Here is a 24,248-nt window from a genome sequence, read left to right on the forward strand (position 1 = left end):
AACTCTTGAGCAATAAGCAAGTCGAACAATACAACAACGATGGTTATGTCTGCCCCATCCGCGCCCTGACGCCCGAAGAAGCGGAGAATTTCCGCAACAGGATGGACGCGTTGGAAGCGAGTGAGCCGGATCTGTGGAGCCGCTCCAAGATCAAGCCGCACCTGATGATGACATGGTTCAACGAATTGATCCGCCATCCGAAGATCCTTGACGCCGTCGAGGATGTGCTCGGTCCAGACATTCTTGCCTGGGCAACCGGCCATTTCGACAAGAAACCACGTGATCCGGGTTTCGTTTCCTGGCATCAGGACGCCACCTACTGGGGCCTCTCGGAGCCCAGTGTCGTGACCGCCTGGGTGGCTTTGACGCCAAGCCGACATGAAAATGGCTGCATGCGTGTTATTCCAGGCACGCATACCACGGGGCAGTTGCCGCATAAAGATACGGTCAACCAGCACAACCTTCTCAGCCGAGGTCAGGATGTTGAAGTCCAGGTCGACGAGGCTAGAGCCGTCGATCTCGAACTGCAGCCGGGCGAGATTTCGCTACATCATACAATGTTGATCCATGGATCGGAGCCCAACCACTCCGATACGCGTCGCCTTGGGATCACCATTCGCTATGTTGCCGCGCACGTCCGCCAGACGAGCGGCTTCAAGGACAGCGCGACTCTGGTGCGGGGTATAGACCGATACGGCCATTTCTTGACCGAACCGCAACCGACCCAGGATTTCGATCCGCCGGTTGTCGCCTTCTACAATGACATCGTCGGCGAAATCCGCAGCCGCAAGGAGGCAATCGCAGCACAGGCCAAATCCGCCGGTTCGTGATCTCCACTTGCGACTACATCCATGAGGGAGCTCTCAATGTCGCGGACTAAGATCTGGACTGAAATTGATATCGACGCTGTCGGCAAGCAGGTGGGATATTTTCGCCTGCCTCTCGCTGTTCACGATCGATCGGGAGATGACGCGAGTTACAACTACGAGCCGATCCCGATTGTCACGATCCGCAACGGAGTCGGGCCGAGCGTGTTGCTGATGGCGGGCAACCACGGCAACGAATATGAGGGGCAAGTCTTGCTGATGAAGCTGATCCGCCTCCTCGAGCCGAAGGATATTCGCGGGCGGATCATCATTCTTCCGGCCGCGAACGCACCTGCCGTGCGAGCCGATCGCCGCAATTCGCCAATCGACGATGGTAATCTCAACCGGCAGTTCCCCGGTGATGCGAACGGGTCTCCGACGGCGATGATCGCCCATCTGATCGAAAGTGAAATACTGCCGCGGGTACAATATGCCTTTGACTTCCATTCCGGCAGCCTTAGTGCGGAATATCTACCCGTCGGGGTCATTGCCCGTTCGCCGGATCCCGCTCGTTTCGCTCACTCGCTCGACTACCTAAAAGCATTCGGAATGCCTGTCAGCATGGTCATCCAACATTCGACCGGTGGTGACGGGGCGCTGATCGGTGCCTGCCGCAGAGCAGGGGTCTACCACCTGTCAACCGAACTCGGCGGCGGTGGTACTATTTTGCCCGATGCCGTTTCGCTCGCCGAACACGGCCTTGCCCGCCTGCTGCACCATATTGGTATTTTAAGCGAGCCTATGACTGAGCAAGCGGCGCCATCCACACGCATATTGCACCGCGTACCCGCAGCCAATTACATCTATGCCGCCAACACGGAGCGTGGCTTGTTTGAGCCAATAGTCAAGCTTGGCGAGGAAATCCGCGCAGGGCAGGTGGTGGGGCGAATCCACTTCACAACAGTTCCGTGGCGCGAACCTGAACCCGTAATCGCGACAGCCGGCGGTGTCGTCCTATGTCGCCGCATTCCAGCTCGTACCGGTCTCGGCGATTGCCTGTTCGCCCTGGGCCGAGATTGGGATCCCATGTCCGCCTAGAAGCACAGTCCGTAATGTGTGCAGGCACTTGATGCTTGCTCACGACGTCTTACCCGTTGGTGCGACAGAACGGGCGCGCCGCTCATCGATTGTAAGGAAACCTCTTATGTCCAAGACAAATCCAGGCAGCCTCGAAGCAGCATCCACCGACCTCATCGACCCTGACATGGCGCTGGCAATGGCAAAACTGGCGGATATGGTCGCAGCCGATGGAGGGGTCCCAACAACGATTGAAGGGGATCGCGAGCAACAAGCAAGGTTCGCGCCTTTCTGGAATGAGGGCTCTCCGGACGTAGGCTCGATAATACCCCTGACGATCGAAGGCGCGCGTGGGCCGCTTCAGGCTCGCCTCTACAAGAACGGCCCGGAACACACGCCGGTAGCGCTCTTCATGCATGGCGGCGGCTTCGTTCGCGGTTCGCTTGATCACTGCGACAGTATCTGCAGGCGCATGGTTGCCGATAGCCAACTGTCCGTGGTTTCCACCACATACAGCCTCGCTCCGGAACATCCCTTTCCCGCCGCTGTCGAAGACATCGTCAAGGTGATGGACTGGATGTTCGCCTCAGCAGGCGATTACGGGCTCGATGCCGACCGGGTTTCAGTCTGCGGTGGCTCGGCGGGAGCAATGCTTGCCATGACCTCCACTCTGCGCCGCCGCGATGCTGGCGCACGGCTCCCCGTCGGCATGGCCCTCTTTTACGGCGCATACGACATCACCAACACGGAAAGGCAGAGCTATCGCCTATTCGGGACCGGCGAGTTCGGAATGTCCAAAGCGCGCGTCCAGAACTATTATATTCCTGCATTGGTTCCCGCAGGCACGTCTCCGACCGATCCCTACCTTGCCCCTTTGCATGCCGATCTGAATGGCTTGCCGCCAGTCTGGATGGGTGTGGCTGAACTGGACGTGCTGCGCGACGAGCAACTGGAAATGGCCGACCGTCTTCGAGCAGCGGGCGTGCCGCTCGAGCTTCACCGATATGAGGGACATATTCATGGATTCGCCAATCGGGCTCGCCTTGTCCCCCGGGCCAATGAGGCTATCCGCAGTGCTGCGCAATTTCTAGCTGCTTTGCCGAGAGCCTGAAAAAAGGAAGCTCCAGCGCCTTGCTGCCTCTGGCGCTTCTCGGATCTTGGATCGACTTCCCGCCCTGGCAGCATGAAACACATGGAGATCTCTTCTTATGTTGGAACGGCTAGTGTTCTCCCTTTGCCTGCTGCTCGGCGTGATGAGCAGCAACGCCCATGCGGTCACCGTCGAGGTCCTTGCTGGAGCACTTTCTACACCACCCCAGCTCATCGATGCGTTCAAGTCGGAGCATCCAGAGATTGAACTCAAGTTGCGTCCGCCGGTGACCGATTATGACGATCTCACGCAGCGTTTGTTGCGGGACGGTATTTCGGGGACGCTGCCCGACGTCATTTTCCAAGGCTACAATCGTTCCGGCTTGACGGTCCAACGCAGACTTGCGGTACCTCTGTCTTCATTTATCGAGAGAGACAAAAACTGGGTAGACCGCAGCTACCAAGCGACGTCAGATGATCTCTGCCGCCACAATGACAGAGTCTATGGACTGCCGTTCATTATTTCCGTGCCCGTTCTCTATTACAACACCGAACTCGTGCGCCAAGCGGGTGAAGACCCTGATCACCTACCGCAAACATGGGAGGAGATCGCTGCTCTGGCAGCAAAGATAACAGCACTCGGCGGTCATCGGATCGGGGGATTCTTCGACTACGCAGCCGCCGGAAATTGGACCTTCATGGCGGTCCTTAATTCGCAAGGCGGAAGGATCATGTCCGCTGACGGCCGCCACGTGGCATTCAACGGCCCGGAAGGAATGAGAGCGCTCGACGTCGTACAGATGTTCGCGAAAGCGGGGCAGGTCGACATGGCTCGAGATCAGGTTTATCAGGCCTTCTCGTCCGGCACGATCGGTGTTCTGCTGACCTCCAGCGGCTTCCTGAAAAGTCTCCTCAAACAGGCCAAGTTCGAGGTCCGAACGGCGGCCATCCCAATAGGGGAAAATGGATGGTTACCCGCAGGCGGCAATTGCATGATGATGACTGCGAGCGATCCTGAGCGGCAAAAGGCCGCCTGGACGTTCATGAAGTTCATGGCCGGCGCCAAGGCGCAGAAGCTGATGTTCGACACGACAGGTTATGTTCCCGGCAATCGCCTGGCTGTAGCGGATCTTGAAAAGACGGCCGATCCGGCCGATCCGCGGATGACATCCGTGCGCGCGTCTGCCAGATCCGGCGAGTGGCAGTCCTTCCCGGGAGACAACTCCTTACGCATCACAGAAGTCATTACTTCGTATCTCCAGCAGGTCGCAACTCTGCAACGTAATCCGGATGAGACGATAAAATTGATGACCAACGACGTTCAGAGTCTTTTGCCGAGATGACGAAGATGTCACGCACTCCCTTCACACGCATTCGCTTCCTCGGCGTGGCGGCTTATGAAGTAGTTACGCGCGACGGTCGCCGCGTCCTCCTGGATCCGTTTCTTCGCGGCAACCCCGCTTCCCCGTTAACGGCCGAGGACTTCGACCAGGTCGATCTCATCATTGTCACCCATGCCGCAAGCGATCATCTGGGTGACACAGAAATTCTAGCTCGCCGCACCGGCGCTTCGGTTATCTGTGGGGGTGAGGTGAAGGCGTTCCTGACAGCTCAAGGGATTCCTTCTGAGCAGATCAGGGTCACAGCCTGGGGGATGCGCCTTTCGGTCGCCGGGGTTGAAGTGCAGACGATCGAATGCCGCCACTGCTCACATATGACCATGCCCGACGGGACCTTCGTTTCTGGCATTCCGCTTGCCTATATCGTTATGCTCGATGACAATGTCCGTCTGTATCATCCGGGCGATACCTCCCTTTTTTCCGACATGAAGCTGCAGGGCCAACTTTACCGGCCTACCATCGGTTCCATCGGCATTGCCAATCCGGACGGCGTATCGTCGCCAGGGCCTGGCGAGAAGCTGACCAGTGACATGTCGCCGGCTGAAGGCGTACTGGCCTCCCAGTGGCTCGGGTTGCGCACAGTACTGCCATGTCACTACACCGATCCGGGAAATCACCAGGTGGAGGAGTTTGCCAAGCGGATCGATCAGGCGCGGTCCCGGGGAGAGGCGGTGCCTGAAGCAATTGTAATGCGCCCAGGAGACTGGCTGGAGATCGATCACCGCGGAGCCGCGCGGATCTCCGGGGCACATAGGTTGCGCGACTTGACGAGCTGAAATCGACAGGACTGAAAAATGACAGACCGCACCAAGCGATCAGAGCTCTTTCCGGGAGAGCAGCTCATCGAGACCAATGGTCTGCCCGTCCTTGCCTATCGCAGGACGGGCCTGGCGGCGACGCCGCTTGTCGTGTTCCTGACAGGCGGAGGCATTCTTGCCAGGATCGCCTATGGTCATCCCGATGGAAATGCGCATGATTTCCTTGACCATTGGCTGGCCGACCTCGGATGGGGCTTGATCGCAGCCTCGTATCCTTGCGACCATCCGCTTTTTGACCAGTTGGGCGCGGGATTGCAGCTTGATACATGGGCGCGGATGCAAGCGGTTCTCGTTGCCGAGGCGATTGATATGTATGGCCAACGACCGATCGTTGCCGCGGGGTGGAGTATGGGGGGCAGGTTGGTCTTTGCCCTCACGCGTGCGTTGCGCCAGCACGGCCTGCGCCTCGATTGCTTCGTATCGCTTTGTGGTACACCGCCTTTCCCTCGACTAACAAAGGAAGAAACACCACCTGAGCGGCTGCTCCCCAACGGTCTGTGGGACCTTGCAAGTGGAAGGCGCGACGGAACCTCTCGAGACGAACGCTGGCTGGCCGAGCTTGCTGTGGCCGCAAAAAGAGAAGGGAGAGCGGTCATATCCCCCTCAGCCTTTGCCGATGCGTACAGGGTCAACGTTCCGCACGGCCTCTGGGGGCCGGAACTGGAACCGTATTTCGGGAACGAGCCGCAACAGGACCGGTTGAACTCGCTTCTCCTCGCGGGTTCCTTTTCCGGCGAGGACTATCCGGTTTGCGCCGCAATTGTGCCGCTCGACAGGAGCGACTTTCGGCACGCACTAAGCGACCAGGCTGTTTGGGGGGAGATTACTGTCAAAGGGCTGGTTAACAACCGTATGAATGCCGGCGCAATCGTTGGGCTTTCGGAAGAGCAATGGGCTTGGCTGCGCGAGTTCGTGATCGAATCGCCCAAACGGCTCACTCGCTATCTTTCTGGCGGACACTTTTTCTTTGTTGGAGAGACCGGAGCTAAACGTACCGCCGATCTCTTGAGGGAGCTCCACACAGAGGTAGTTCGCCTAGAGGGTATGCTTATTGAGTGTCAAATGTCCCCGCAATGAGCTGCCTTGTCCGTGCACTTTGCCGTCACGCTCACGGTGATGCTGGCCTTCCTCGATCTATACGAGCGTTGATCTTGTCGCTTCCGGAGCGAACCTATACCGCGGGGTCGGGGCTCGAGGCCTGCCCGCGCCAGTGCCGGGGCGAGAAGATACCTCGCGCCCCATGACGATCGCCGAGCAGATCTGGCCTGTAGTGCAGGAATGATGGCCCAAAGGATCTTGCTCTTCGTTCGCGCGGCGATCCGGCGGTAAAGAGCGCTGCGGCCGTGACCACAATCTTATCGCCGCCGGCAATTGCGTGGCGTGTCCCGAGCGTGAAGTCCGCCGCCCAGGAGGCTTGAGGCTGGCAGTTTTTCCTGAAACCGCGTTCGGAAATCCTGCTGTTACGTTTCGCAGGCCATGGCATCCGTTGCACTGCAGATATTCTCAACGAGTGGCCGGATGGTCGCCGCAGAGCGAGCATCATGCACAGGCGGCCTGGCGATCTTCTTAGATATTTCGTGGTTGAGGTCCGAGAGCATGGCAAGTGAGGTGGCCCGCATTGCGGCCGCGGGTCACCTCAATAGGTTTTTTCGGTTCGTTAGAACGAGCGTTGAAAGCGGAAGATGCCGCCGACAGCGCTGGAGTTGCTTTTATCAAAATTGTCGTAGTAGTCGAGTTCCGCCGTAATCGTGTAGCCCGGCACAATGGTGTAGGCGACATTCGCCGCTACGCCGAAATCCTTGTTTTCGGCATATGAAATCTGGGTGTTGAACGCCATCTTGGCGTTCAAAGTGTAGCTGCCGCCGCCCCAGACTGCCCAGTTGCCACCCCATGGCTTGTAGAAGCTGGTCAAAGCGTTGTGGTCGGTCCCGTAGCCAGCCATGAGAAACAGGGTCAGCTTGTCCATGGGTTTGACGTCAACACGAACCTTACCGCTCCATTCTTCCCAGTTGCTGTTATAGGCACCCACAGCAGTAATGGATCCCCAGGCGCCCTTGTACTTAACACCTCCAACGACATGCGGGACATAGCTGTCGATCGTGTCGGTGCTTGAGCCTTCTTCGAAGGAGACCACCCCAGTAAGGCCATTTCCGCTGCCAAAATAGTAGCTGATCAGATTGGTTTCCTTGATCCCGTACGGAATGATCGTGTCCTGGATGACATTGCCTGCGTAGCCGATAAACTGGTTGTAGACTGTGTCATCTTTTCCGACACGCAGCCCTCCCAGCTGGATCCAGGCGTAGTTAAGAGTGACTGGTTTATTTCCGGCCTCGCTGAAGGCCACTCCACCCTCATTCACGCTGACGTTGCCGAAATTGAATCGCGTTTCGGCATATGTCTTTAACGTGCCGAGCTCGGTCTCTTGGCCCGTCCATGTTTTCAGCGTAAAGCGAGCGTTTTTGTTCCAGGTCTGCTGCTGGTCGCCGTCCATGCGATCATGCGTCGTTGCGCCGTCGAAGACGCGACCGGCGTCGCCAACGCTGGCGTCGTAGCGCACGTAGCCGCCGATGCGCAGGCAGGTTTCGGTCCCGGGTATGTAGAAGTAGCCGGCACCGTAAACATCGCAGATCCTGACATATTCGGCAGCTTCCGGTTCGGCGACAACGACGGCGTCGGCTGCATAGGCACCTGATCCGGCGATCAGGGCTGCGGCGGAGCCGAGAAGAAGGCTGTTGATGTTCATTTACTGTCTCCCCATCAAAAGAAAACGGGACGCAGCCGACCGGGGGTACTCCCGGTCAATCTTCCATCCCCACTATGGAACGAAGGCCACAAGGCGTCCGTCGCAGATGTCTGTTCTAGAATTATGCGCGATAGAGCAAATTAAAACAGGGAGAAGCGAACTGGAAAATCATCCAAAATTGCGGCATGTACCCACAAAGACACTCAGAGTACCAAAGTTGTACATTAGGTGCATCTCGTACACATGGTACAGAAACTGGATGGATTGCTAGCCGTCTATCTTATACTACCACATCGCCTCCGAAACTACAGCGTGGCAGGGCTTGAGAGGTTCCACAGAAGCCCCGTATAGGGCTCACCACCAACCGCTCCCCGAGCTGAGGATCGAGGGGAGGGATGCGGATCAATCACTGCCGGACGTTTTCCGCGATTTCGCGTCCCCGTTCGACTGGGTGCTTGGTGAGGATATCCATGGCGCAGTGACATTGACGGCGATCCGTTGCGGGTATCGCCGCCGCGCGTCCGACAGGATCGGGCGGGAACCGTTGGCGACGAAGGCGCCGCCGCGTGCCAGCCTGCTGTCAATCTCAGACGGGACGCCATAGGAAAGTCCTTGCGCCTGCCACTGAAGGGCAAATTGCTTTAGGAAACGAGGCGGTCGAAATCCTGCCGGTCGACAGGCGTATGGTCCTCGCGCCGGCGCTCACCGGTCAGCTGTTGGCCCGGCGCACGAAATGACCCTGCGGGTCGGCAATGAGCCTCTCGCGCGCATAGTCGATCAGGGTGTCCTTCCCCGCGCCGCTCGGACCGACGACAAGGACAAGATGTCCAGGCAACACCACGGCTGTCAGACCGCCGCCTTGAGGGCCGCGCCGGTCCTCAGCGCGAACTGCGACCGGACCACGAAATCGGCGTTGCGGTGTTCCTGCACGAAGAGCGACAGAGCATCGACATAATAATCCTCGCACAGATATGGCTCGAAGACCTCCTGCAGACGCGCTCGTATTGCGGGGCGCTGTTCTTCCGGAACACGGCCTGTCAGCGTCATATGAAAGCGGAACCGGTCGGCGACATAAGGATAGCCCCAGGCGACGAGATTGGTCATCTCGACCTCATCGAGTCGACTGTTCATGCGCCGCTTGAGGTCATCGCCATCCAACCGCGCCCGGAACACATCGAAATCCTCGACCACGCGCCTGGCAAATCCTCGAAGCGTCGGCAGGGGCTCGGCCGGAACAAGGGCGAAGAAGCCGGCAAGCAAGTCGATCCGCAGGGGACCGATGGGGCAGGCCGGCATTTTTGCTGTAAAACCGCGCAGCGCCCGTTCGAGCGCTTCGACGGAGGTTCCCTCCCGCAACCGGAACGGCGCCTTTATCGTTGCGTGGAATCCATAGCGCCGCGGTTCCGAAATCATCTCGGCCTCACCGGCGATAGGGGAAGCGCCTGTTCCAGGCGCAAAGGCGTCTCGCCCCAGCCACGTCCTTGCCGCTACCGTCAGTGGGTGCTCCGGCACCGGCGTGTAATATATCGAATAGCGGGGGATGCGTGCTTCCGGCATCAGACTGCGACCTTCCGTTCGGTCCGCTCCTGCATCGCGTCGCTTACCGAGCGCTTCCCGACTTCAAACAATCGGTCGGCGACAGCATTGCGGACCTCCTCGTCATGGAAAATCCCCACGACGGCGGACCCGCACGCCTTGGCCTCATTGATCAGCGCAATGACAGTTGCCCGATTGGCGGCATCCAGCGATGCCGTCGGTTCGTCGAGAAGCAGGATAGGATAGTCGATGATAAAGCCGCGAGCGATGTTGACACGCTGCTGCTCGCCCCCGGAGAAAGTCGCTGGCGCGAGAGACCACAGACGTTCCGGTATACGCAGCCGGGTCAGGAGGCGAGCGGCTTTGCTGTGTGCCTCCTCAACCGACATTCCGATTGCGATCGCATTTTCGGCGACAACATCCAAGGTGGGCACTCTCGGGATAACCCGCAGGAATTGGCTGACATAACCTACAGTACGCCGCCTCAGTTCGATGATTTCCCAAGGCTCCGCCTTGGCCAAATCGATTGGTCCTTCTTCGTGATCAAAAACGATCTCGCCGGCATCGAGCTTGTAGTTGGCATAAAGTGAGCGCAGAAGCGTCGACTTGCCAGCACCGGACGGGCCGTGCAGACAGACGCATTCTCCTGCTGCGACATCCAGCGAGACATCGGAGAACACGGGAAGCACGGTTCCGCCCTCGGTATGAAGCGTAAAGGTCTTCGACAGCCCGCGCGCGCTGATGACTGTAGCCATGATCAGTTTTCCTTTCAGGCTTGCAGGACGGACGACACGAGGAGCTGTGTATAGGGATGATGGGGATCGTCGAGGACCTGGTCGGTGAGCCCTTCCTCAATGACCCGGCCCCGTTGCATGACCATCAGGCGATCCGCCAGAAGCCGCGCCACACCAATGTCGTGTGTCACGATAATCGCGGCGAGACCCAGCTCGCGCACCAGCTTGCGAATGAGATCTAACAGCTTTGCTTGCACGGAGACGTCGAGACCACCTGTCGGTTCGTCCATCAAGACCAGCCGCGGGTGGGTCGCCAGTCCGCGCGCGATCTGAAGGCGCTGCTGCATCCCGCCGGAGAATGTCCTCGGCAAGTGTTCAATCCGATCAGCATCGATGTTGACCCGTTCGAGCCATTGCAGGGAGGTGTCGCGCAAGGTGCGATAGTATCGTTCACCATTTACCAGCAATGGCTCGGCGATGTTGCCACCGGCGCTGACGTTGAGCCGGATTCCGTCTCTCGGATTTTGATGGATGAGCGAAACGGAGGTGGGTAGAAATTGTTCCCGCAGAGCCTCGTCCATAGCCCAAAGGTCGACCAATCCGTCCCCATTGCCAATATGGATGGTACCGGAACTCGGTCGCACAGCGCCGGCCATACACTTCAGAAGGGTGGATTTTCCCGAGCCACTTTCTCCGACAATCCCGAGCACCTCGCCTCTGCGCAACGACAACGAGACGTCGCAGCATGCCGACATGGCTCCAAAGTTCTTGCTGAGAGACTCTACTGTCAGGACCTGCATCGCTGATTGTTTCATCGCTGATTCCTTTCGCGCCTGTCCGTGCAATACGACGTGTCGGAGCAGACAAAAGCGCGTGTCCCGTTGTCATCCAGCAAGACCTCGTCTAGGTAGCTGTCCGCCGCTCCGCAGAGTGAACAGCACTCATTCCACCGCTGGACCGTGAACGGGTGATCGGCGAAATCCAGGCTTTTGACATCTGTGAAAGGCGGGATGGCATGGATTCTTCGTTCGCGTCCTGCCCCGAACAGCGCTAGTGCACGGCTTCGATTGAGCTTTGGATTGTCGAATTTCGGGATCGGTGAAGGGGAGGCCAGGTAGCGGCCGTTGACCATCACCGGATAGTCGGTGACGATCGACACGCCTCCATGACGGGCGATATCCTCGTAGAGGTGCACGTACATGGCTCCGTAGCGCGCAAAGGAATGCATCTTCTTCGTCAACGCCTCTTGAACTACCAGCCGCCGGAGAGGCTCGGGGTTCGGTACCTGAAACACGATGATCTGCTCTTCGGTGAGCGGATCTTCCGGAATCCGATGTCGTGTTTGAATGACGGTGGCGTCAGTTGTTCTCTCGGTCGTGGCTACGTCGGAAACCTGCCTGAAGAATTGTCGGATCGACACGGCATTTGCGGTGTCGTCAGCGCCCTGGTCGATCACTTTCAACCGGTCGCGCGAACCGATGATGCTTGCAGTGACCTGCATCCCGCCGGTGCCCCAGCCCGGCGGGATGGGCATTTCGCGGCTGCCGAAGGGCACCTGGTATCCCGGAACAGCGACTGCCTTCAGGATGGAGCGCCTGATCATCCGCTTGGACGCTTCATCAAGATAGGCGTAGTTGTAGCCGGCACCTTCGTCGAGGATGATTTCACTCTGCAATTTCGGTCTCCTCGTTGATCCCGCCGTTTACGAAGCCTTGCGGCTGCCTCTTCGCCTGTTCGTCGCGCATCTGTTCGAGCAACTGCATGGTGGCCTGAAAGTCGACGTAGTGCGGAAGCTTCAGATGCTGGACCAGACCAGAGCTCGCGACGCTGTCGGAATGAGACAACACGAACTCCTCATTCTGAGCCGGATATTCGACCTCTTCGCCGAACTCCTCACCTCTGAGCGAACGATCGAGAATGGCCATGGCAATTGCCTTACGCTCTCCCTGACCCAATACCAGCCCATAGCCTCGCGTGAACTGCGGGACACGTGAGCCGTCACCGGGTGTCAAATGGATGGTTTGGCATTCCGACAGGCGCACGGTACCGACCCCGACCGTCAGGCCGATTTCAGGGATGTCGAAGAGCACCTCTGCATCGCCATAGCGCAGCTCGGCTACAAATGGATGGTTTCGTCCGTAGCCGCGCATGCTCGAATAGCACAGGCCAACGAGAAACCCTTCATCACCACGGGTCAACGTCTGCAGACGCTCGTCTCTCTTCGACGGAAAGGCGATGGGTTCCCTCGTTATGTCATTGACGGCGGAAGAAGCATTTCCCTCGACGGCTTCGATAATGTCCGACCTTGCGAGGATGCCACTCTCCTCGTCCAACTCGCTTAGGCTGGAAAGTTCCTCTTCAGTGCTTATCTCGCCAGAGGATGGCGCTTGGCTTGATCCATTCAAAAGTGAGAAGTCGAGAATGCGATGCGTGTAGTCGTAGGTCGGCCCGAGGAACTGCCCACCCGGAACGTCCTTATGGGTCGTCGCAATTCTCCTGCGGACCAGCATCTTGCCGGTGTTGACCGGTTCGGTATATCCGAAACGGTTCAGCGTGGTCCGAAACGATCTTACGAGGGCGATTGCTTCGAGCAGGTCACCTTCCGACTGCTTGATCGCCAGCGCCGCAAGGGTCGTATCATAAAGCGAACCTTCACTCATGACGCGGTCGACTGCCAGCGACATTTGCTGACTAATCTGTTCGACGGTGAGTTCGGCGACTGCGCCATCGCCACGCCGGCGTTTCGAAATGAGCTTGTGTGACGCTGCGATCGCGACTTCACCGCCCTTGATGGAGGTAATCATCATCACCAGTCAGCCTTTGTTGAGCGGGGAAGGCCGATGACCTGCGCGTCATCGATCAGGAAGACGTCCACGCCAAGCGGATACGTGGCAGCGTTCTTCTTCCACTCCGGCCAAAACCAGTCAGGCAGGCCAGCAGGATCAATAGCTGCGGTTGCCTCTATCCCCGGCCCGCTCAGCGTAATTGTTCGACCGCCCGACAGCGAAGGCAGGCGGATGACCACCGTCGTGGCTTTATCCGGGCATGCGGCTTCGCCGGGATGGAAGCACGAGAGCGACGGAAGGTCGGCTGCATCCCCTACAAAAGCCAGGCTCGCAGTTTCCGGCGCAGCTGTTAGCAGCGCGTTGGTGTGAAGATGAAGGTAATCGCGCACTTCCTTCATCGCAATCGACCGGCTCAGCCAGGTGGGGCAGTCGCCGTCGACAAGGGTTAAGGCAATCGCCGCCATCGTGCCGTTCAGTGGATGGGGCGAGCCCAATGGCTGACGGAGCTTTACCACTGTCCCCGGGCGGGAAAGAGCCGTCAGTAGCTCCCGAAACGCCAGTTGAGCGTCGTGGATGGGATCTTCGAATTGTTGTGCTAAGGATCGCATAGGCATCCGGGTCAGCCTCCCTGTCCGTACATGAAGAAGTCGACCTTGCTGGAGTAGGTCTCACGCTTGACGCGGGTTTCGGTTTCCCGAATGCGTTCATTGAGGGCATCCACGATTGACGTGACCGTCGCAGCCCCATTCAACGTTTCCTGCTGCATGAGCGCATCAAGCAACGCCGCCAGCGCTGCATGCCTTTTGCTTCTTCCGAGCACATAGGCGACGCCGATTTCCCCGCTCTCAATCTGCACGGTGCATCTGGCGATCGTTGCCTCGCCAACATTGAAAGGCGCATCTCCTTTTGCGATCCGTCCCCTGAGCATGATCATTCCCACTTCGGGACGGCGGACCCATTCGAATTTGGGAGGGGAAATCGTTGCCCAATGACATTCGATTTCGGCGAGCGGCGCTTTGGCGAACGTCGTCATCCAAGCCTCACGGCTGCGGTTCATTGATATCTCCAAATGCTTGTCCATGAGCGGCACGTGCTTCAGAGCATCCGCCTGCCACGAAGCCAAACGGACCGGACGATTGGACCCTCTATGTCGGCGACCCTTACAAGGTCGGCGCGTTTGCCGATCGCAATTTCGCCCCGGTCCGGGAAACCAAAAGTTCTTGCTGGATTGAGGGTCCCCATTGCCACAGCTTCCGGAAGCGATGGTCCATTGGGCATAGTTGGAAGATACCAAATCGCTCGCAGCAGGCTCGCTGGGATGTAGTCAGAGCAAATAATGTCGAAGAGGCGGAGGTCGGCGAGTTCGCGCACGGAAACATTGCCAATGTGCGACCGCCCGGCGACGATGTTCGGTGCGCCGACAATGGCTGTCATGCCCGCGGCGCGTGCGGCTCGCGCAGCTTCCATGGAAATGGGAAATTCCGCGATGTTTGACCCGGCCGCGACGGCTTCCTCGATATGGGCAGCGGTCGTGTCGTCGTGACTTGCGCAAGCGATCCTTCGCTCCCGGCACAGTTCAAGCAGCCGCGTCCTGTTGAATTGGTTGCGCGCGAAGGAGGCCTTGTTTGCCGCGATCATGTTTTCGATCTCGGCCGCACTTCGGCCCTTGTAGACCTGAATACGGCGGAAACGCTCGAGGTTGCGGTGGGGACCGTCATCCATGATCGTCACAAAGCGCAGATCCGAGCGATCAAGGTATTGCGGCACGATATCGAGGAGGCTTGGATCCTCTGCGTCACATCGAAGGTGAAGGAAATGGTCGGCCTTCAACGCCTGGTGCGCTCGTGCTTGCTGAATTCCTTTGAGCATGACCGGCAAGAGACGCTGCCGTTCGGTGCTGGCGCCTGCGCCTACGGTCAGGGAGTCAAACACGGTCGTCGTGCCAGCAGCGATGATCTGAACATCATAAGCGATTGCCGCACTCGTCGGATCCCACATCATTCCCGCGCGGGGCAGGACGTGCTTTTCGAGATGATCGGTGTGAACATCCACAATCCCGGGGATCAGGAAATCGCCGTTCATATCCACTGCCTCGGCAGCCGCCGATGTGCCGTGGGAGATATCAGCGATCACGCCGTTCCTGATCCTGACGGTTCCGCAAAAGCATTCCGATCCCGTGACTATTCTAGCGTTTGCTAATATTGTTTCCGAACGTCCGCTTTCGTTTAGGCAATCCTGGTCGGGCCAAGCCTCGATAACTTTCATGGGATGGAGCTCCGCTCTATTCATCAACTGAGCGGTCTTAACAGTGACGGCGGCCCGTTAGGAGACGAAGTGATGACAATGCATGGACCTCTATCCAACTTGTACCGACAACGTAAAACTTGGACAGGTCTCATACGCTATAGGAGTACGTATCAAGCAAAACGCTAACTCTGAAGGCGACCAATGAAATCGTCAGATCGCCCCAGTTTGTCAGAACGACGCGGAGCTACCACGCTCTGGCGCATGGTCGCGCGCGCCCTCGAAACCGAAATTCAAGAAGGTAAATGGCCACCGAGTGCGCGATTGCCGAGCGAGTTCGAGCTCGCCGCCCGTTTCGATGTGCACAGGAATACTGTTCGGCGCGCCCTCTCAGTGCTTCGCGAGCGCAACATCATCAGGGTTGAGCAAGGCAAAGGAGCGTTCGTCAAGGAACGCCTTGTTGTGCATACCATCGGGGCGACGTCGCGGTTGAGTGCAACACTCGGGAGCATTCATCGTGTGGGAGAGCGACAATATATCGGTTCGGATCGTGTGCGCTTGGATAAAGACCTCGCCCGAAACCTTCGCTTGACCCTTCATCATTTCGCCCGACAAGTAAACACGGTCACAGTCGTGGAGGGCACTATAATATCTGCAACCTCAAGCTACTTTCCCCTCCCGCGTTTCGAGGGGATCGAAGAGTTCATCAAGGAAAGCGGCAGCTTCACGTCTGCCTGGAGGGAATATGGGGTCACGCGATACCAGCGCCTCGAAACCAGGATCACCTCAGCTGCTCTCTCCAGTGCTGATGCAAAGCTCTTCGGGAGGCCTCGCGGGCAGCCCGTCACCATCCTGACGAACATCAATATCGACGTTGATGGGCAGCCGATTATTTGGTCGCGTCAGCGAATATTGCCGCAATATATGGAATTGGTTGTGAATTTCAGGTGACATCACGTTGAGACATGCCGGCTCAAGGAGGTGTTTCTCTACCCCTGCTGCCCGACATTGGGCTGCTATAAGATAAGATGCTTTCGCCCCCGACTGTCTCCGCTGCCAGTCGGCTCGCGGAACGACAGCCACAGAGGTCCTTTCGTAGTGACCACGAGACCGTTCCGCCATGGGCATTTCGAGGCGGCCTCTGCAGTCGAGCCCTTGAGCCGCGACATGCTGGCGTGATGCATACGAGATGTATCTCGTATGCTGGGTAGTATTTCGACTGCAATCCAGTCCCGGCGGGCAATTGCCTCTTCGGTCTGTTCCCACATCAGCTGCTTGCAGGACGTTATCCGTGGGAGTCAGGTACAGGTGGCTCACTTGATCCGAACCTGTCAGATCATCTTCATCCGAGCGGCCTAGCACGCCATTGTACGAAAACGTGCGCCAATCCGAAGCCTGGCATGTCCGGCAGCGCTTCAGCGTCAAAGCGATCCGATAAGGAGCCCAAGAATGAAACGAATACTTTTGTCGGTTGTCGGCGCGATCAGCTGGATCGCGAGCGCGTCTGCGTCTTACGCCGAACCAATTACACTTCACTTGACCCATGCTTTTCCCAGCCGGGACGCGCTCTTCCTGAAGCCGATCGCGGACCGTTTCATGAAGGACAACCCCGATATAAGGATCGAGCTGGAAGCCAACGCCACCGACTGCCCCGCACTGCTTCAGCAGTTGCTCCGGGACGCGGTGACGGGCGCCCTGCCAGACATGGTTTCCTCGGTCTGCTACGGCGACATGGCTGTCCTTGCGGCACGCGATGTCCTCACGCCACTGGACGATGTCATGTCGAGCGACCCCGACTGGAAAAGCGTAGGCATCGAGCAGAGCTCGCTCGGCCCAACGACTGTTAAAGGACATGTCGTGGCGATACCACAGTCCGTCTCCGCTAGCATTGTTTACTATAATATGAGCCTGATCAGAAAGGTTCACCCCGGTCTTACGAACCTTGACCTGTCATGGAACGAAATCTTCTCGATCGCGGCCGACTTACGGAAAGCTGAACCCGATGTGATGCCGCTGTTTTTTGAATACTACGCGGACGCCAGCAATTGGTCCTTCAATAGTCTCGTCTCCAGCCATGGCGGAGATGTGTTCACCGAGGACGCCAAGATCGGCTTCGACTCGCAGGCTGGACGAGACGCACTGAAACTGATGCAGCGGTTTGGCGAAGCCGGTATGGTCGACATGACCGCCGAGCAGGCCCGTCAGGCCTTCGCATCAGGCAAAATTGGCATCTATTTCGCTTCCACCTCGAGATTGAAGACGCTGACGGCCAACACGGGACCGACGATGGATATCCGTACGGGAGTGTTCCCACAGTCGGCCAAGGACGGTAAATTGGCGTCCGGCGGGGGTGGCATGGCCATCACAACCAAAGACCCCGCAAAGATTGCAGCCGCATGGAAATTCCTCAAGTTCGCTTCCGGGCCAGAGGCACAGACATTGATCGTTAAGGCTACCGGGTTGGTACCGGTCAACACGGTTGCGGTCAACGATCCCGCCTTTCTCGCCGACTACTATAAGGAAAATCCGAACGCGCTCACCGCCATCAAGGAACTGCCCCGTGTCAAGGTTCAAAACGCCAATCCGGAGCCGAACGGCCAGCGGATCACGACCGTCATCCGTGACTACCTGCAAAGTGTGGTGACCCTCAAGCAGACGCCCGAAGAGGCCATGCCGGCGATGGTCCGCGACGTGAAGAGCCTTCTGCCGAAATCCTGATATCGACGATTGGCCGTCCCGGGGTGAGGACGGCCAAGGAACCTCCGTAGAGAAAGACAAAAGAATGGTTCATGAAACCTACTCGCGGGCTGACGTCCTGCGGTTGATCGACAATTCAGATGAGCGCCATTTCCTTGCCGAACTCGAGACCGGCATTGTCACGCTCAGCCGCAATCGCCAATATTTCAAAGGCTACTGCTTCTTTTCGGCAAAGCGAAAGGCACGTGAACTTCACGATCTGCCGAGCGAAATCCGCTCGAAACATCTTATGGAAATGGCGCTGGTCGCCGAGGCAGTACAGTTAGCCTTTGGCGCCAAGAAAATGAATGTTGCATTCTTCGGCAATGCATTTGCGCACGTGCATTGGAACATCATTCCGCGTTACGGCACCGATCCGCTTCCTGAGGACTCAATCTGGACGCTGGACCGCAAGCTGATCGAGTCGCATTTCCTGCCGGAACCGGAGTTTTCAGAGGTGAAAGCCACTTTGCGTGACGTGCTTTTGAAGCTCTGCGAACGCGACCGGATTCCGGTCTCCTTCTCCTGATCCGGCGCGCAGAATTCGGATCCAGAGCTTCATCGTGGACCATAACGATCACCTGCCGCCGGTGATGGCGGCCCGGAGCAAGGCTGTGATGCCTCGCAAGGAGGAACACATGAGCAGCATCACCATCAATGTCATATCAAAATCGTTTGGCGCGACGTCGGTGCTTCGCGATGTATCGCTTGCGATTGCCGATGGCGAGTTTCTGACGCTGCTGGGTCCGTCGGGCTGTGGTAAGTCGACGTTGCTGAGGATATTGGCGGGCCTCGAGGTGCAGACGGGTGGGTCGATCGCGATCGGCGAGCGGGTGGTCGACGGGGGGTGCGGCGGCCGAAGCGGCGCGACGTGGCCATGGTGTTCCAGTCCTATGCGCTTTATCCGCACATGACGGTGGCGCAGAACATGGGCCTGCCGCTCAGGATGCGGCGGCTGTCGGCCTGGCAGCGGCTGCCACTGGTCGGCCGGTTGCTGCCGAGCACGAAAGCGGTTGGCGCGGAGATCGAGCGGGAGGTTACCCGCACCGCCAAGGCGCTCGGTATCGGGCACCTGCTTGGCCGCAAGCCGGGGCAATTGTCGGGCGGCCAGCGCCAGCGCGTCGCCGTGGGACGGGCGATGGTGCGCCAGCCGGCGGTGTTCCTGATGGACGAGCCGCTGTCGAACCTGGATGCCAAGCTCAGGGTGCAGATGCGCGCCGAGATCAAGGAGCTGCACAAGCGCCTCGGCGTCACCTTCGTCTATGTCACCCACGACCAGGCGGAAGCCATGACCATGTCGGACCGGGTGGCGGTGATGCTCGACGGCGAGCTGTTGCAGGTGGCGCCGCCGCAGCAGATCTATGCCGACCCGGACGACCGGCGTGTGGCCGAGTTCATCGGCTCGCCGAAGATCAATCTCCTGGAGGCGAAGCTGAAGGACGGCGCGCTGGCGGATGCGGCCGGCACGAGCTTCTCGGTGACTTCCGGTCTTGCACAAGGCGCAACCCTGACACTCGGCATCCGGCCGGAAGCCTTCCACCTCGTCGAGGCCGCCGGGCAGAACGTGCTGACCGGTCGGTGCGTCTGGTCGAGCACATGGGCTCCGACCTCTTCGTCCATCTCGATGTTCCGGGCGCCGATCATCCCATCATCGCGCGTCTGCTTGCCGAACGCGCCCCGCACATCACCTCGGGCCAGACCCTGCATCTCGGCGTCAAGCCGGAGCGGCTGTTGATGTTCGGCGCCGATGGCGGGCGCCTGCGGTCGCATGACCCTGCAAGCGCGACCGTGCTGCGCATGAAGGAGCGTCAGCAATGAGCGTTTCCACATCGGCGGCATCGGATCGGGCTGTTTCCCCAAGCCCCAATGCCGCCATCAGCCCTTCGGCCCGCAAGGCGCTGCGCAACCGGCGCATTGCCGAAGCCCTTGCCGCCTGGTCGCTGGCCGGGCCCGCGCTCGTCCTGCTCGTCACGCTGTTCTTCCTGCCGGTCTTCGCCGTCTTCCTGATTGCGCTCACCGACTGGCAGTTCGGCGCCAGCTCGCTCGCCTTCGTCGGGCTTGGCAACTTCCGCGAGGTGCTTTCCGACGAGGGTTTTCGCGCTTCCTTCGTCAACACCATCCTTTACGTCGTCATCGTCGTGCCCGGCACGATCGTGCTCGGCCTGGCGATCGCGCTGCTGATCGAAAGCGGCAAGTCATGCCGAGCCTTCTATCGCGCCGTCCACTTCCTGCCGTTCATGGCGACGCTGACGGCCATGGCGATCGCCTGGGAGGCGCTGCTTCATCCCACCATCGGCCTCGTCAACCAGACGCTCGTCGCCATCGGATTGCCGACCGCCAACTGGCTGCGGGACGAGAACACGGTCTTGCCGGTGCTCGCCGTCATCGGCATCTGGCAGAACCTCGGCTATGCCATGGTGCTGTTCCTGGCCGGGCTGAAGTCGATCCCGCAGGACCTCTACGACGCCGCCGACATCGACGGCGCCGACCTGTGGCTCGACCGGCTCAGAACCGTGACGCTACCGATGCTCGGACCGGTCACCATGTTCGTCTTCATCGTCGTGGCGCTGAAAGCCTTCGAGACCTTCGACACCGTGCAGATCCTCACCCAGGGCGGGCCGGGGCATGCCTCCGAGATGCTGCTCTACACGCTCTACCGCGAGAGCTTCGAATATCTGCGCACCGGCTACGGCGCCTCGGTCGCCGTCGTCTTTCTCTGCATCGTGGTGGCGCTGACGCTGATCCAGGCCCGCGTGATGGACAAGAGGGTTCACTATCAATGAGCACGCACCACGCCACCCCTGGGCTCTCCGCCCCGTCCGCCATCCTGCGTCATGCCGCCCTGCTGACCACCGGCGCGCTGATCCTGGTCCCCTTCGTGTGGATGGTGTCGCTGTCGATCAAACCGCCGGGCGAGATCTTCCGCGCCTCCTTCTCCTTCTGGCCGCAGCAGTTCTACGGCATCGAGAACTACACCAGGGCGCTGACCGCGGCCCCGCTGCCGCAATACATGCTGAACGGGCTCTTCGTCTGCGCCATGATCGTCATCGCCCAGATCCTCGTCTGCGCGCCGGCGGCCTATGCGCTGGCCAAGCTCGACTTCCCCGGCAAGAAGCTGCTGTTCGCGCTGGTGCTGATCGCGCTGATCCTGCCGCACGAGGTGCTGTCGCTGCCGCTGTTCATCCTCGGCTACCAGCTCGGCATCCTCAACACCTATGCCGCCCTGATCTTCCCCTACATCGTCTCGCCCTTCGGCATCTTCCTGTTCAGGCAGTTCTTCAAGACCATCCCCGACGACGTCGTCCAGGCCGCCCGCCTCGATGGGCTCTCGGAGCTTGCCATCGTCTGGAGGATCATGGTGCCGATGGCGCTGCCGGCCATCATCGCCTTCGCCATCTTCTCGGTCGTCGGCCACTGGAACAGCCTGTTCTGGCCGCTGATCGCGGTCAGAGACCAGAACCTGATGCCGCCGCCGCTTGGCATCATGGCCTTCAAGAACGAGGAGGCCGGCAACGACTACGGCCCGCTCATGGCCGCCTCCACCATCGTCGTCGCCCCCCTCATCATCGCATTCCTCTGCGCTCAACGATGGTTCGTCGAGGGCCTCACAGGCGGGGCTGTCAAGTAAAGCTCCAAATCACTTAACCGCGAATAGGAGAAAATGTATGCGCAATCTTACGCCCATTCTTGCGGCCTTGATGATGGTGGGTGGCATGGCCACCACAGCCTTCTCAGAACCCGTTACGCTGCGGGTCGGATACGCATTTGCATATCGCGATGCCGCCTACAGACAGGGAGTCGCCGATGAGTTTATGCGGCGCCATCCCGACATCCAGATCAAGCTCGAGTCAAATGCCCCTGGTTGCCCGGAGCTTCTTGAACAGACATTACGTTCGGCGGTGACCGGTGATTTGCCGGATGTTCTTGAGTCCGTGTGTTATCCGCACATGCGAACGCTCGCAAATCGTGGGATTCTCTCGCCAATCGACAACTTCATTTCGAGCGACACCACGTGGCAAGGTGTCGGCATATCCTCGGCGGCGCTCAATTCAACAATGTATAATGGTTCTGTTATTGGCGTTCCTGAAGCGATTTCTACTTTGATTGTTTATTACAACATGGATCTTGTCCTCAAAGCCCGCCCCGATATTCAAGAATTGCCCACGACTTGGGATAGTATTCTGAAGCTGGCGCAGGACGTTGGACAGACGGACAAAGATGCGATGCCGATATCCTTTGAATATTATCCGGACGCCATGAATTGGTCCTTCAACGCTTTGGTTTACAGCTTCGGCGGCAATGTCTTTGACGCGAACGGAAAGATTGCCTTTGATAGCCAAGCAGGGATGAAAGCTCTCGAAATTCTGCAGCGCGTCGGGGAGGCAGGAATGATCGATGTGACCGCCGATCAGGCGCGCCAGTCTTTTGCTTCGGGAAAGTCAGGAATCTATGTTGGTTCAAGCTCCCTGCTGAACATCTTCACGACCGGAGCCAAGGACAAATTTGAAATGCGTACTGTTCAATTTCCCCAGCCGACACCCGGGGGAAAGATTCCTTCCGGTGGATTTGGCATCGTCATGATCACCAAGGATCCAGAAAAGCAGAAAGCCGCCTGGGAGTTCATGAAATTCGCAGTTGGGCCGGAAGCTCAGACCATTATGGTGACCAAGACTGGCTTCACTCCTGTCAACGAAAAGGCCACAAGCTCAAACGAATTCCTCGGCGAGTTCTACAAGACCAGGCCGAACTATAAGGTCGCCGTTGATGAACTGCCTCGCATCAAGGCCATGAACACCTATCCTGTTGATAATGAGCCGAGGATTACGACGGCCATTCGAGATCATCTTCAGAGCGTGGTGACACTCAAGCGTTCTCCATCTGAGGTGATGCCTGAAATGGTGGGCGCCGTCAGCCGGCTTCTTCCCAAGACGTGACTGGTTACATCCGCTTCCTCGATCCTCACAGCGATCAAGCGCGGGTCATCGACCCGCGCAGGCTCTATCCCTTCCAATTGCGATACTGGAATGGAAGCGGCGATTTTTCAGAGCAACACTCGTCTCCCAATACAGCTGCAGCGGACGGATGCGGGGCGAGAAGGGAACACATTACGAGCTTGATCCCAGGCTCGAGACGAGTTGGAGGATACGTTTGAACAGGCTCAGCAATGGCGATTTTCGTCTCTATCCTGGCGAAGAGATTTTCCAAGTGGGTCGCCACAAATTTCTTGTCCACCAACAGCCGGCAAAATCCGCTGAGCCACCGCTCGTCGTGTTTATTCCAGGCGCCGGCCACCTGGCGCGGATTTCGTACGGTCACCCCGAGGGAAGGCGTTCCGATTTTCTTGCGCATTGGTTGGGCGAGCTGGGGTATGCCATGCTTGGTGTCTCATATCCTGGCGACGACGAGGGTTCGGCCTCGGGTGATCTCACAGTGACCGAATGGGGCGAAATTACCGCGGCGGCTATCGACCGAACGATTTGCGACGACGGCCTCAAGCGCTGCGTGATCGCTTGTGGCTGGAGCATGGGAGGACGGATCGCCAGATCGTTGAATGTGGCTTTGCGCGCGCGGTCAATCGACCTCGAAACCTTCATCTCGGTTGCCGGGACGCCCGCCGTACCCGGCTTCGCAGCAATCCGGTCACCATCCTTCACAATTCGACCCAACGGCTTCATCGACCAACGAACCCCATCGGACGGCTCTGCTAGAGCTTTTGCCGATCTTTACCTCGACAGTTTGGCCATGTGTGACAAGCAAGAGGGCCGCTCCATCGTTCCCGCCGAACTTTACTTACGCGAATACCTTTCAGAGACTCCAGTTTCAATACGCGGTGAATCGACGCGATTTGCCAACGGTGAATTCCACATTTCACCGGGGGAAGCCGTTGCGGACATGGGTACGTTCGACTTCGCGGAGTGGCCAATCGTTGGCACGATTGTCTCGACCTCACCACTGGACGCCTTCCATGCGCTCGGCGATCAGGCGCGCTGGTCGTTTTTCAATACGGAAAAGATCTGGCAGGACTGGCTCGCACCTTACGACCTCTCGGCCCTATCCGCGGACAGTTGGCACTATTTGTGCAACTTAGTCACGACTATCAACCACACGCTCGTTGAGCACGTTCCGGGCAATCACTTCTTCTTCGTCGGCGAGCGCGGCGCGAGAAGGACTGCCGAGGCGATCATCCGTCTGTCGCAGGCAACGGCCTGGCTGAAGAGAGAAATAACGGAATTGACAGACCGAATAGGTCATCGAAAGCTTAGCGTATAAGTGCGCTCG

The 24,248-nt window shown here is 58.6% G+C and carries 22 protein-coding genes and 1 pseudogene; 14 read left to right on the top strand and 9 right to left on the bottom strand.

The features are described 5' to 3' along the window. Positions 1 to 5: 5 nt before the first annotated feature. The 6 genes from FJW03_RS28880 (at position 6) to FJW03_RS28905 (ending at position 6,267) form a co-directional block, all read left to right on the top strand. Positions 6 to 830 (top strand): phytanoyl-CoA dioxygenase family protein, encoded by an 825-nt coding sequence (locus FJW03_RS28880; protein WP_210240621.1) that lies wholly within the window; start codon positions 6 to 8, stop codon positions 828 to 830. Positions 831 to 866: 36 nt separating this feature from the next. Then, entirely contained in the window at positions 867 to 1,904 is a 1,038-nt protein-coding gene (locus FJW03_RS28885; protein ID WP_140767172.1) for a succinylglutamate desuccinylase/aspartoacylase family protein, read from the top strand. A gap of 106 nt (positions 1,905 to 2,010) precedes the next feature. Further along, positions 2,011 to 2,994 (top strand): alpha/beta hydrolase, encoded by a 984-nt coding sequence (locus FJW03_RS28890; RefSeq protein ID WP_181173373.1) that lies wholly within the window; start codon positions 2,011 to 2,013, stop codon positions 2,992 to 2,994. Between the two features lie 97 nt (positions 2,995 to 3,091). After that, a complete protein-coding gene (locus tag FJW03_RS28895) occupies positions 3,092 to 4,315 on the top strand; it encodes an ABC transporter substrate-binding protein (RefSeq protein WP_140767174.1) in 1,224 nt (407 codons plus the stop codon). Next, positions 4,312 to 5,148, top strand: a complete 837-nt coding sequence (locus FJW03_RS28900) for an MBL fold metallo-hydrolase (protein ID WP_226890495.1) — start codon at positions 4,312 to 4,314, stop codon at positions 5,146 to 5,148. The genes FJW03_RS28895 and FJW03_RS28900 overlap by 4 nt, the downstream gene beginning before the upstream one ends. A gap of 18 nt (positions 5,149 to 5,166) precedes the next feature. Next, entirely contained in the window at positions 5,167 to 6,267 is a 1,101-nt protein-coding gene (locus tag FJW03_RS28905) for an alpha/beta hydrolase (protein ID WP_140767175.1), read from the top strand. Positions 6,268 to 6,847: 580 nt separating this feature from the next. On the opposite strand, the gene FJW03_RS28910 is transcribed toward FJW03_RS28905, so the two are convergent. The 9 genes from FJW03_RS28910 to FJW03_RS28950 form a co-directional block, all read right to left on the bottom strand. Further along, complete coding sequence (locus FJW03_RS28910) at positions 6,848 to 7,933, bottom strand: porin (protein ID WP_140767176.1); 1,086 nt, start codon at positions 7,931 to 7,933, stop codon at positions 6,848 to 6,850. An 846-nt stretch (positions 7,934 to 8,779) separates the two neighbouring features. Further along, on the bottom strand, positions 8,780 to 9,490 hold the full coding sequence (locus tag FJW03_RS28915) for a DUF1045 domain-containing protein (RefSeq protein ID WP_140767177.1): 711 nt from the start codon (positions 9,488 to 9,490) through the stop codon (positions 8,780 to 8,782). Beyond that, positions 9,490 to 10,224, bottom strand: a complete 735-nt coding sequence (gene phnL, locus FJW03_RS28920; RefSeq protein WP_140767178.1) for a phosphonate C-P lyase system protein PhnL — start codon at positions 10,222 to 10,224, stop codon at positions 9,490 to 9,492. The genes FJW03_RS28915 and phnL overlap by 1 nt, the downstream gene beginning before the upstream one ends. A gap of 14 nt (positions 10,225 to 10,238) precedes the next feature. Then, positions 10,239 to 11,018 carry a phosphonate C-P lyase system protein PhnK gene (phnK, locus tag FJW03_RS28925; RefSeq protein WP_140767179.1) on the bottom strand — a complete coding sequence of 260 codons (780 nt, stop codon included), beginning with the start codon at positions 11,016 to 11,018 and terminating at the stop codon, positions 10,239 to 10,241. Next, a complete protein-coding gene (locus FJW03_RS28930) occupies positions 11,015 to 11,806 on the bottom strand; it encodes an alpha-D-ribose 1-methylphosphonate 5-phosphate C-P-lyase PhnJ (RefSeq protein ID WP_140767187.1) in 792 nt (263 codons plus the stop codon). Before FJW03_RS28930 ends, phnK begins: the two co-directional genes overlap by 4 nt. A 61-nt stretch (positions 11,807 to 11,867) precedes the next feature. Continuing rightward, a complete protein-coding gene (locus FJW03_RS28935) occupies positions 11,868 to 13,007 on the bottom strand; it encodes a carbon-phosphorus lyase complex subunit PhnI (protein WP_140767188.1) in 1,140 nt (379 codons plus the stop codon). Between the two features lie 2 nt (positions 13,008 to 13,009). Further along, entirely contained in the window at positions 13,010 to 13,603 is a 594-nt protein-coding gene (gene phnH, locus FJW03_RS28940; RefSeq protein ID WP_140767180.1) for a phosphonate C-P lyase system protein PhnH, read from the bottom strand. Positions 13,604 to 13,608: 5 nt separating this feature from the next. Continuing rightward, positions 13,609 to 14,046: a phosphonate C-P lyase system protein PhnG gene (gene phnG / locus FJW03_RS28945; protein ID WP_181173374.1), complete on the bottom strand. Its 438-nt coding sequence runs from the start codon at positions 14,044 to 14,046 to the stop codon at positions 13,609 to 13,611. 38 nt (positions 14,047 to 14,084) lie between these two features. Then, on the bottom strand, positions 14,085 to 15,278 hold the full coding sequence (locus FJW03_RS28950; protein ID WP_140767182.1) for an alpha-D-ribose 1-methylphosphonate 5-triphosphate diphosphatase: 1,194 nt from the start codon (positions 15,276 to 15,278) through the stop codon (positions 14,085 to 14,087). Between the two features lie 159 nt (positions 15,279 to 15,437). Here FJW03_RS28950 and phnF point away from each other — a divergent pair, with 159 nt between their 5' ends. From phnF to FJW03_RS28990, 8 genes and pseudogenes are all read left to right on the top strand, one after another. Then, entirely contained in the window at positions 15,438 to 16,184 is a 747-nt protein-coding gene (phnF, locus tag FJW03_RS28955) for a phosphonate metabolism transcriptional regulator PhnF (protein ID WP_140767183.1), read from the top strand. A 498-nt stretch (positions 16,185 to 16,682) separates the two neighbouring features. Then, positions 16,683 to 17,951 carry an ABC transporter substrate-binding protein gene (locus tag FJW03_RS28960; RefSeq protein WP_140767184.1) on the top strand — a complete coding sequence of 423 codons (1,269 nt, stop codon included), beginning with the start codon at positions 16,683 to 16,685 and terminating at the stop codon, positions 17,949 to 17,951. A 64-nt stretch (positions 17,952 to 18,015) separates the two neighbouring features. Then, positions 18,016 to 18,498, top strand: a complete 483-nt coding sequence (locus tag FJW03_RS28965) for an HIT family protein (protein ID WP_140767185.1) — start codon at positions 18,016 to 18,018, stop codon at positions 18,496 to 18,498. Positions 18,499 to 18,607: 109 nt separating this feature from the next. Further along, positions 18,608 to 19,787, top strand: a pseudogene (locus FJW03_RS28970) (ABC transporter ATP-binding protein). Then, the gene (locus tag FJW03_RS28975) at positions 19,784 to 20,752 is read left to right on the top strand and encodes a carbohydrate ABC transporter permease (protein WP_226890496.1); all 969 of its coding nucleotides are present in this window, start codon (positions 19,784 to 19,786) and stop codon (positions 20,750 to 20,752) included. The pseudogene FJW03_RS28970 and the gene FJW03_RS28975 overlap by 4 nt, the downstream one beginning before the upstream one ends. Continuing rightward, positions 20,749 to 21,597 (top strand): carbohydrate ABC transporter permease, encoded by an 849-nt coding sequence (locus tag FJW03_RS28980; RefSeq protein ID WP_226890497.1) that lies wholly within the window; start codon positions 20,749 to 20,751, stop codon positions 21,595 to 21,597. Before FJW03_RS28975 ends, FJW03_RS28980 begins: the two co-directional genes overlap by 4 nt. Positions 21,598 to 21,634: 37 nt before the next feature. Continuing rightward, complete coding sequence (locus FJW03_RS28985; RefSeq protein ID WP_140767357.1) at positions 21,635 to 22,903, top strand: ABC transporter substrate-binding protein; 1,269 nt, start codon at positions 21,635 to 21,637, stop codon at positions 22,901 to 22,903. A 214-nt stretch (positions 22,904 to 23,117) separates the two neighbouring features. Beyond that, positions 23,118 to 24,239: an alpha/beta hydrolase family protein gene (locus tag FJW03_RS28990; protein WP_140767358.1), complete on the top strand. Its 1,122-nt coding sequence runs from the start codon at positions 23,118 to 23,120 to the stop codon at positions 24,237 to 24,239. Positions 24,240 to 24,248 lie beyond the last annotated feature (9 nt).

Source organism: Mesorhizobium sp. B4-1-4 (assembly GCF_006439395.2).
In the GTDB taxonomy this organism is placed as follows: Bacteria; Pseudomonadota; Alphaproteobacteria; order Rhizobiales; family Rhizobiaceae; genus Mesorhizobium.